This window comes from Acinetobacter sp. UBA3025 (genome assembly GCF_002367915.1).
Classification (GTDB): Bacteria; Pseudomonadota; Gammaproteobacteria; order Pseudomonadales; family Moraxellaceae; genus Acinetobacter.
Genome location: NZ_DFDO01000210.1, coordinates 1 through 8,194 on the forward strand (window position 1 = coordinate 1; position 8,194 = coordinate 8,194).

An 8,194-nucleotide genomic window follows, 5' to 3' on the forward strand; every position below is an offset into this window, starting at 1 on the left:
TGGGTGATCGTGGCCTGCTCGAATCCATTAACGGGAAAATTGCAGTCGGCTGGCTTCTAGTTGAAGATCTGGTTATGGTGCTGGCACTGGTATTATTACCCGCAACTGCAGTACTGCTCGGTGGTCAGGCTCTGGAAGGCAGTAGTAGCGATCAGAATGTCTGGATCACCTTAGGCATTACCTTGCTCAAAGTAGCCGGCTTTATTGCTTTCATGCTGATTATTGGTAAACGTTTAGTGCCAATGATCATGCAGGTGGTGGCACGTTTAGGCTCACGTGAGCTATTTACCTTAACCGTCGTAGCTGCAGCCGTATCGATTGCCTTTGGGGCTTATAAGGTCTTTGGCGTATCCATGGCACTCGGTGCGTTCTTTGCCGGGATGGTAGTGAAAGAGTCTGACTTCAGCCACCGTGCCGAAGAAGAAACCTTACCGCTGCGTGAAATCTTCTCGATTCTGTTCTTTGTGTCCGTCGGTATGCTGTTTGATCCGCGTATCCTGATGGATCAGCCACTTCATGTGTTGGCGGTGCTCGGTATTATCATGATTGGTAAAACCATCGCAGCGATGGCACTGGTGCTGTTCTTCCGCTACCCAATCAATACGGCACTCACCGTCGGTGCATCTCTGGCACAAATCGGTGAATTCTCTTTTATTCTGGCCGCACTTGGTGTATCGCTAAATCTATTGTCACTCGATGGACAAAACCTGATTCTAGCGGGTGCCCTGATTTCGATTACCCTGAACTCGTTTATTTTCTCAGCAGTAGAACCGGTACAAAAATGGATCCGCGAACGTTCGTCTCTGGCGCGCTTATTGGAGCGTAGTGGTGATCCGCTTGCCATGCTACCGGATGAGGTCTCGCAGGACTATCTGCGTGATCAGGTGGTGATTGTGGGTCATGGTGAAGTCGGTCGTCGAATTACCTTATCTCTAATGGAGCAAGATATTAAGGTAGTCATTGCCGAAGAAAACCGTGAGATCGTAGAGAACTTGCGTAAAAAAGGCATTGCGGCAGTTTCTGGTGTCGCAACTGAACCCGGTGTGTTGATTCAGGCTCACATTCAGCATGCACGTCTATTGGTGATCTCACCGATGGATATTATTGATATCCATAAAATCGTGGATATTGCCAAGACCCTAAACCCTGCTATTCAGATCCTGCTATGTGCGGAAAGCAAGGAAGAAGCCGAAGTGATTCGCCGTGACAATATTGGCGAGGTGTACTATGCCAAAGAGGAAATGGCGAGAAATATGAGCAATCATATTTTGAACCAGATCGAGATTGCGCATAACCATCCACCTACGCATTATTCAGGCTGATTTCTTAAAGAAGTTGTCAAAATTGGCAACTTCTTTTTTTATTGATTTAGCTGAAATTTATCAGATCTTAAGTTAATAAAATTTAAAATTACTTCTCTAATCTAACCGACTTAATTTTTCTCTTATTCTCTATTTTTCTCATTTTATAAACACAAAAAAAGCACACTTCAAGTGTGCTTTCCTGCTCGCCAGGGTAGGCAATTTAACTCATATATTTGGGCTCTTCATCCACAACTTCAGCTTGCCATTCATTGACCTGCTGTTCCAGCAAACCATATAAAGCGGCCTGAATCATGTGTTGTGCAATCACAGGCGTTTGATCACCCAACAGGGCTTTGACCTCGTCATTAAACTGAATCATGACTAATGGCTGTTTTTTTGAGCCCGCATTTCGTAATGCCAACGCGCCACCTTCAAGTTGAACGAGTTCCAAAATCGCGTCTTGATTACCAAATAAATCTTTCAACTGTTCTATAGACATATATCCTCCATGTTCAACATGGTGGCAAAGAGCGATTGCACTTTGCATCATTAGAGTAATTGATATAGGGTTAATAATCGCAATTTCAAGTACAGCTGATCAGATTAGAATTCAACCATCTCATTACGAAAACCATCAATAAGCTGCGTCAGGTCACGATGCCATTCTCGTAATATAGCAGTATCAGGTAACCAGGCTTGTGGTGTCTGTGTGACTTTAATGATGAGATTTGAAGAAGTTTCGTCTTCGGGTTGTGGCGAACTTGGCTCTGGCGCATATTGGCAGAGACGGTAAGCACGTTTCAGTTCAGCAAGAAAACCATCTTTGGATAAATGCTGTAATACGGTCACTTCAGGTGATACCTGCCCCTTAGCCGCCATAAGCTCTTCAATCGATTTCAGCGTCGGGCTCAGGTCATTCAGACGGTAATAGCGTACCAGTTCCTGCAAAAAGGCCAGCAGCGCCCCATGCAGATGGAATACGGCAGCTTCACGATGAGCTTGTGCCTGCTGCACATGATCAGTCTGTTCAGCCTGCTGACAGGCCATACGGGCGAAATAAAGTTTTTGATTGGTACGGTCCGCATGATAGCGAGCAACTCGTGTCATCGAGATTTCCTAAGCATTAAAACAAATTTTGGCTCTTATAAAGTAAAACGTCCGCTCGCATTACGCAATGCAAGATTGTCTACGCTGTCGATCTATTCTGCATGATCTTGATACTTCAGACTGCTGATATTAACCCTTCAGTAAAAATCTAGGCCTTTTTAAAGGCAAAAAAAAGAGCATCATACATGCTCTTTTTTATCAGCTGTTATTTAAGCCTGTGGCTTTTCTTCAGCTTGCTTCACACGAATCCCCTGACCATGCAGGCGCAGTGTATTTAAACCTTTAATCGCTTTAACAGCTTCACGGCCATGTGGCATTTCTACAAAGGCAAAACCTTTAGACTTGCCTGTTTCTGCATCCATGACCAGCGTACAAGACTCAACAGTACCATATTGCTGAAACAGGGTCAGCAATTCAGCTTCTGTTACAGTGCGCGCCAAGTTACGAACTAAAATTTTCATCGGATAACCTTAAGAAGATAGGCAAAAATAATCAAAAAGCACGTGCCTACTCTACTTTTTGCGTCAAACCCAGAAGGGATAGTTTAATCGAGATCAATCCCAAAATCTAAATTAATCGACTGGCGCTCAATTAAAGCACTTTTCACAGTCTGTTGACGGGTTTTGTAATGAGTTTCTGTGACACATAAATTGCGGGTCAAATCATTGAGAAAATAGCTTTCAATTTTACGCCCCTGCTCATCTACCGTTTCACGCGCCCAGTGATTCAGGTTTTGCTTGGTCAGAATCAGTTCATTCTGTGCACGAGTCAGCGCCACATACAATACACGCCGCTCTTCCTCGACATCATCAAAATCCCCTTGCGCCCGTGCATGCGGATATTGTCCCGGCGTAACATTAGCCACATAACAGACTTTCTGTTCCGTACCCTTGGCCGAGTGAATGGTAATGAGGGTCACCACATCCGTATCCGACTGGCGTTCAATTTCGGAAATAGAGACCGGATCGAGCACATACTCTTCCAGAAACTCACTCACTTGAGCATGCTTGGAAGCCAGCTGTTTTACCAATTCAAAATCTCCCTGACGGCGATTCCAGTCTTTTTTATAGTTCTCGGCCAGTTGTGCTTCAATGGCTTGGACTGCCAGACCAACACAGGCCTGTACTTCGGTTTTGAGTACCGCCATTTGCTTCATAATCAGAATGGTTTCCAGTGGAATCTTGCCAAATTTTTTTAGCTTGTCGGCAATGATATCCATCTCTGGCTCAGCTAAAAGCTGCTGAGACAGCTTACTCGCCCCGACATCACCCACACCATTCCATAAGGTTAAAAAGCGCATCCAGGCAATATCATCCAGAGGATTCGCCACCACACGCAACAGGCTGAGCAGATCTTTGACATGTGCAGTTTCTAACAGTTTCATCCCGCCGATGAATCGATACGGAACATTGGCCGCGATACAGGCTGCTTCAATATGTCGCGCTGCATAACTGGAACGTACCAGCACCATGTGATCGGACCATTTGCTGCCTTGCAAGTAATGCCGCTCTTTTATATCAATCGCGATCCATTTCGCTTCATCAAACTCATTCGGGAAAATATGCATCTTTGGCTTGATGCCTTCACCGCGATGCGCATCCAGACGCTTGTCATATTTGATTTCGGACTGATCCAGCAGCCAGTTAGATAGATCAAGGATTTCCTGAGTTGAGCGGTAATTCTTTTCTAGTTTAAAAATTTTTGCATCCGGTACCCGTTCCTTGAAATGGTGAATATTTTCAAAATCGGCACCACGGAAACCATAAATCGACTGTGCATCATCGCCAACACAAAACAGACTGATCTGATCTTTTAGCGGTTCCAGCAATGCCCATTGCAATGGATTAGTATCCTGCATTTCATCCACCAGCATATGCCGACAAATTGAGGACACATATTCCACTAGCCCTTCAGACTGTGCCAAAGCAGTCGCCACCACAGCGAGGATATCGTCATAATCCAGAAAACTACGCGCACGCTTACGCGCTTCATATTCCTTCATAATGTCGGCAATCTGGTCTTTGAGTGCCAGATATTCTGGCATCTGCTTTTCCAAAGCCAGACTCAGTTTCTGCCGGGTATTCCGCGCAAAGGAATATAAATCACAGAGTTCCTGTGACTTCGGCAAGTAATTTGGATTTTTCTTGTCATCACGCCCGCGAATCAGGCGGAACATCATCAGCTGATCATCACGGTCAATAATTGAAAACTGTTCCAGTCCAAAAGCCTTTGGAATCCGGCGCAGCAGATACATACAGAAGGTATGAAACGTTGATGCACGTAAGCCTTTGGCCTGTTCACCGAGTGCCAGTTCCACCCGTGCCACGATTTCACTCGCCGCACGACGTGTAAAGGTCAGAATCTGAATTTGATTCGCTGGTACGCCTTGATCAATCAGATAAGCTGCACGTGCCACGATAGTTTTGGTCTTGCCACAGCCTGCCCCAGCCAAAACCAAACTGTGCTTTGCTTCTGTTGTCGCAGCTTGCTTTTGTTGCGGATTTAATTCATCTATCAGGGAGGCTAAACTCATGGTCACTCATCAATTTGTGGATAGGTGTAGTTTAACAGAGCTGTTCCTAGAAAACGTATCCTCAATATTCTAGAAAGCATTTGATTCCGGCCAGGCGGCATGGATGCCGCCGTTATTCAGTGATGCAGGGATGCATCATCTGAATAACACTGGAGTTTGGTTACTTTGCTCCGTCAAAGTAACAATGTACCTACGTAACCCGCACGCATAAGTTTAGTAAACCGTAAATGAGGTCGTGCATTAAGCTAAGTTAGCTCATAAAAATTTATCTATCTTATTGTTCAAACTTTATTTTAATTTCTTTCATAACACGAGCACACGCTTGCTCTAGGTTTTGCTCAGCATCTTTTAATGCTTCTTCCAATAAAAAATCTGGTGGATTAATCCCCACAATCTGACTAAAACCAACCTGATACAGTGACTCAATCCCCTCACCGACCAAACCTGCAAACGCAATTACCGGTTTATTTAATTGCTGGGCGACCTGAGCCACACCAAATGGTGTTTTTCCTAAAGCAGTCTGATGATCAATCTTGCCCTCGCCAGTGAAAACATAATCTACATTCGCAATTTTTTGTGCCAGTTTATTCTGTTCCATAATTAACGCTACACCGGATTGCAGCTTTGCTCCTGCAAACGCCATCAACCCAAAACCTAACCCACCGGCTGCACCAGCACCTGGAATGTTTCTTTTAGAAATACCTAAACCTGCTTCAACCAGATCAGCAAAATGACTTAGATTTCGATCCAGTTGTTGCACCATTTCCGATGTTGCACCTTTCTGCGGCCCAAAGATCGCTGAAGCACCATTCGACCCACAGAGCGGATTATTCACATCTGAAGCGATCAAGATTTCCGTATTGTTTAAACGAGCATCGAGTTGGGAAAAATCAATTTGATCAATCTGATCCAGATTACCACCACAGACCTGAATTGATTCTCCCGCAGTATTTAAGAATCGGGCTCCCAAAGCCTGTGCCATTCCAGCACCACCATCATTAGTGATACTGCCACCAAGTCCAATAATGATTTTCTTTACACCAAGATCCAGTGCTTGCTTGATCATTTCACCCGTCCCATAGGTTGAAGTCAGCATAGGATTACGCCGAGCAACTTCGAGCAGATGAATCCCGTTTGCCTTGGCCATTTCAATCACTACGGTCTGATCTGCATTAACCAATCCAAAATAAGTTCCGATCGACTGACTGGCTAATGGCCCGGTAACTCGGCACGTTACTCGTCCACCCTTTAGACTTGAGATTAATGCATCTACAGTTCCCTCACCACCATCTGCCATGGGTACAGTAATACAATTTGCGTCAGGAAAGACCTGCAAAATACCACGCTGCATCGCCTGACAGGCCTGCTCAGCAGTCATACTTTCCTTAAAAGAATCTGGCGCTAGAACAAAGGTTTTCATGAATATGATCGGCCGCGTGATAGGTTTTATACTAATTTGAAGTGCATACCCATCTTACAGGCAAAGCTGAACATGCCAATAAAAAAGAGCGCTGATTCGCACTCTTTTTTATACTGATCTTACTTAAAGATCTGCGGAGCTTTTTGGCACACGATGTTTGATATAGGAAGCCAAAGTCAAATAGTTAATCCCTTGGAACAAAAGATCGATTGCCAGAAAAGCGCCCAGAACCCAGAACGGTGCATTCGGTGACAATAGAATCAGGATACCTGTAGCTAAAGTTAAAATCCCGGAAAATAAAGTCCAGCCCCAGCCACGGAATGCTTTAAAGATAAAAGCATTGAAGATGCGAATTATTCCCGCCGCAAGCAAAGCAATCGCAAGCAGATTGGTCAGTACAATCGCAGTTTTCGCTGGCGTGCTAAAGGCATAATAGCCCGCAATAAAATAGATAATACCGAATAGCAGCCAGAGCCAGCGAAATGCCCCATCGAAGATTTTAATCCCGGCGATCAGATGAACCACTCCACCTATCATCATCAGGACACCAAACAGGAATACGATGGATAAGGTGGCAAAAGGCAGCGACGCTAACAGTACGATTCCAAATAACACTAATAAGGCACCCAGGCCTAAATACCATTTACGGTTTTCATGCAATTGATGCCGAACAAGATCATTTCCAACAGTCTTCATATTCTTCTCAAGTCATTGGCTATGACTTTGATTATGCTCTTAAATCATGGATAAATTTGTTAGAAATTCATTGAGTTTATCTATAAAAATAGTAAGTTATGCCGGTTTATTCAGCACTTCGTTAATTATTTTTTCCAGCCAAGTTCAATCGCCGTGATTTCATTAATCAGGGTTTGATTTAAAGATTCCGGCATTTTACTGGTGCTTTGCGATACCGGAATGTGCCCTGCCATCAGCTCAGCTTTGGTTTGGGGAAATAAAGGCTGCTGATTGGGATTGGCATAACCCACTGGGTATATCGGCTGGCCTGTGGCGAGATCATATTTATCTGAAGCGCCAAAGGCATGCAGTAATTCATGCACTAGGACAATCTTATTCTGGTCAGACTGTCTGCTTGAAGCAAATAGATTGACTGAACCGATTCGGCCTTTTTGCAGAGCCGTTGAATGTTTTAATTGCTGGGTGTGTGCAGGATCATAATAATTTAAAAAGAGAGTAACATTCGATGAAGGATCTGAACCTTGCTGCTGTTGCCAGGCATAGAAACGGAATTTCAGACTCCATAAAATATTGCCAAGTAAGGAGGCCTGCTCCGGCACTTTAGGCGGCAATTCTTTAAGTTCACGCCCCAGATTAAAATAAAAATAAGTGGGCTGTCCACGGTACTGCTGGGCCGCTTTTTCCAGATACTCTTGTGTTCCTTTTAGATCCTGAGCAGACAATTGCTGGATATATTGCTGTGTGGTCGCCAATCCATCTGCATTGATCGGATGCAACAGAACAAAGATTGGTTTGTTCCAGTCCTGATTCTGATCTCGATAAGCATTTACTGCCACCACAAACAAAATCATCAATAAAATCAGGATTCGGATCTTTTTCCACATATGAACACGCCAATAGAGAGTTAATTTAAATTTTATTTTTGTTTCGTTTTTTGATCTTCAGAGCGCAGATATAAAACACAGCTCAAACTAACCAGTGACATAATAATCACCAGAATCATCAGCATTCCCCGATCCATAGGAATACCCATTTCATTAATCTTTTTAAGCATGAAATAGAGGATAGATCCTAATCCGATACTTAAGAACAGGAATTTATCTAGCCAAGTCATGCATGATTCCTATTTTAATC

The 8,194-nt window shown here is 44.0% G+C and carries 9 protein-coding genes; 1 reads left to right on the forward strand and 8 read right to left on the reverse strand.

The window, feature by feature from the left end; genetic code table 11:
* Positions 1-1,322: cation:proton antiporter (locus B4J23_RS08725; protein WP_291360025.1), on the forward strand; the 1,322-nt coding region annotated here is incomplete at its 5' end.
* A 202-nt stretch (positions 1,323-1,524) separates the two neighbouring features.
* On the opposite strand, the gene B4J23_RS08730 is transcribed toward B4J23_RS08725, so the two are convergent.
* The 8 genes from B4J23_RS08730 to B4J23_RS08765 all read right to left on the reverse strand — a co-directional run bounded on the left by B4J23_RS08730 (position 1,525) and on the right by B4J23_RS08765 (position 8,174).
* The gene (locus B4J23_RS08730; RefSeq protein ID WP_004781893.1) at positions 1,525-1,803 is read right to left on the reverse strand and encodes a hypothetical protein; all 279 of its coding nucleotides are present in this window, start codon (positions 1,801-1,803) and stop codon (positions 1,525-1,527) included.
* A gap of 104 nt (positions 1,804-1,907) precedes the next feature.
* Complete coding sequence (locus tag B4J23_RS08735; protein WP_159123620.1) at positions 1,908-2,411, reverse strand: DUF6586 family protein; 504 nt, start codon at positions 2,409-2,411, stop codon at positions 1,908-1,910.
* Positions 2,412-2,620: 209 nt separating this feature from the next.
* Entirely contained in the window at positions 2,621-2,872 is a 252-nt protein-coding gene (locus B4J23_RS08740; protein WP_004781890.1) for an RNA recognition motif domain-containing protein, read from the reverse strand.
* A gap of 83 nt (positions 2,873-2,955) precedes the next feature.
* A complete protein-coding gene (locus B4J23_RS08745) occupies positions 2,956-4,944 on the reverse strand; it encodes an ATP-dependent helicase (RefSeq protein WP_291360028.1) in 1,989 nt (662 codons plus the stop codon).
* A 274-nt stretch (positions 4,945-5,218) separates the two neighbouring features.
* On the reverse strand, positions 5,219-6,364 hold the full coding sequence (locus tag B4J23_RS08750) for a glycerate kinase (RefSeq protein ID WP_291360030.1): 1,146 nt from the start codon (positions 6,362-6,364) through the stop codon (positions 5,219-5,221).
* 123 nt (positions 6,365-6,487) lie between these two features.
* Positions 6,488-7,060: an HdeD family acid-resistance protein gene (locus tag B4J23_RS08755; RefSeq protein WP_166136256.1), complete on the reverse strand. Its 573-nt coding sequence runs from the start codon at positions 7,058-7,060 to the stop codon at positions 6,488-6,490.
* Between the two features lie 125 nt (positions 7,061-7,185).
* Complete coding sequence (locus B4J23_RS08760; RefSeq protein WP_159123624.1) at positions 7,186-7,944, reverse strand: hypothetical protein; 759 nt, start codon at positions 7,942-7,944, stop codon at positions 7,186-7,188.
* Between the two features lie 32 nt (positions 7,945-7,976).
* Entirely contained in the window at positions 7,977-8,174 is a 198-nt protein-coding gene (locus B4J23_RS08765; RefSeq protein ID WP_004781881.1) for a hypothetical protein, read from the reverse strand.
* Positions 8,175-8,194: the final 20 nt, after the last annotated feature.

Bases quoted from the DNA above. Each gene is read 5' to 3' on its own strand.
- B4J23_RS08760 (WP_159123624.1), bottom strand. From the start codon at position 7,944: ATGTGGAAAAAGATCCGAATCCTGATTTTATTGATGATTTTGTTTGTG.
- B4J23_RS08745 (WP_291360028.1), bottom strand. From the start codon at position 4,944: ATGAGTTTAGCCTCCCTGATAGATGAATTAAATCCGCAACAAAAGCAA.
- B4J23_RS08755 (WP_166136256.1), bottom strand. From the start codon at position 7,060: ATGAAGACTGTTGGAAATGATCTTGTTCGGCATCAATTGCATGAAAAC.
- B4J23_RS08765 (WP_004781881.1), bottom strand. From the start codon at position 8,174: ATGACTTGGCTAGATAAATTCCTGTTCTTAAGTATCGGATTAGGATCT.
- B4J23_RS08730 (WP_004781893.1), bottom strand. From the start codon at position 1,803: ATGTCTATAGAACAGTTGAAAGATTTATTTGGTAATCAAGACGCGATT.
- B4J23_RS08735 (WP_159123620.1), bottom strand. From the start codon at position 2,411: ATGACACGAGTTGCTCGCTATCATGCGGACCGTACCAATCAAAAACTT.
- B4J23_RS08740 (WP_004781890.1), bottom strand. From the start codon at position 2,872: ATGAAAATTTTAGTTCGTAACTTGGCGCGCACTGTAACAGAAGCTGAA.
- B4J23_RS08750 (WP_291360030.1), bottom strand. From the start codon at position 6,364: ATGAAAACCTTTGTTCTAGCGCCAGATTCTTTTAAGGAAAGTATGACT.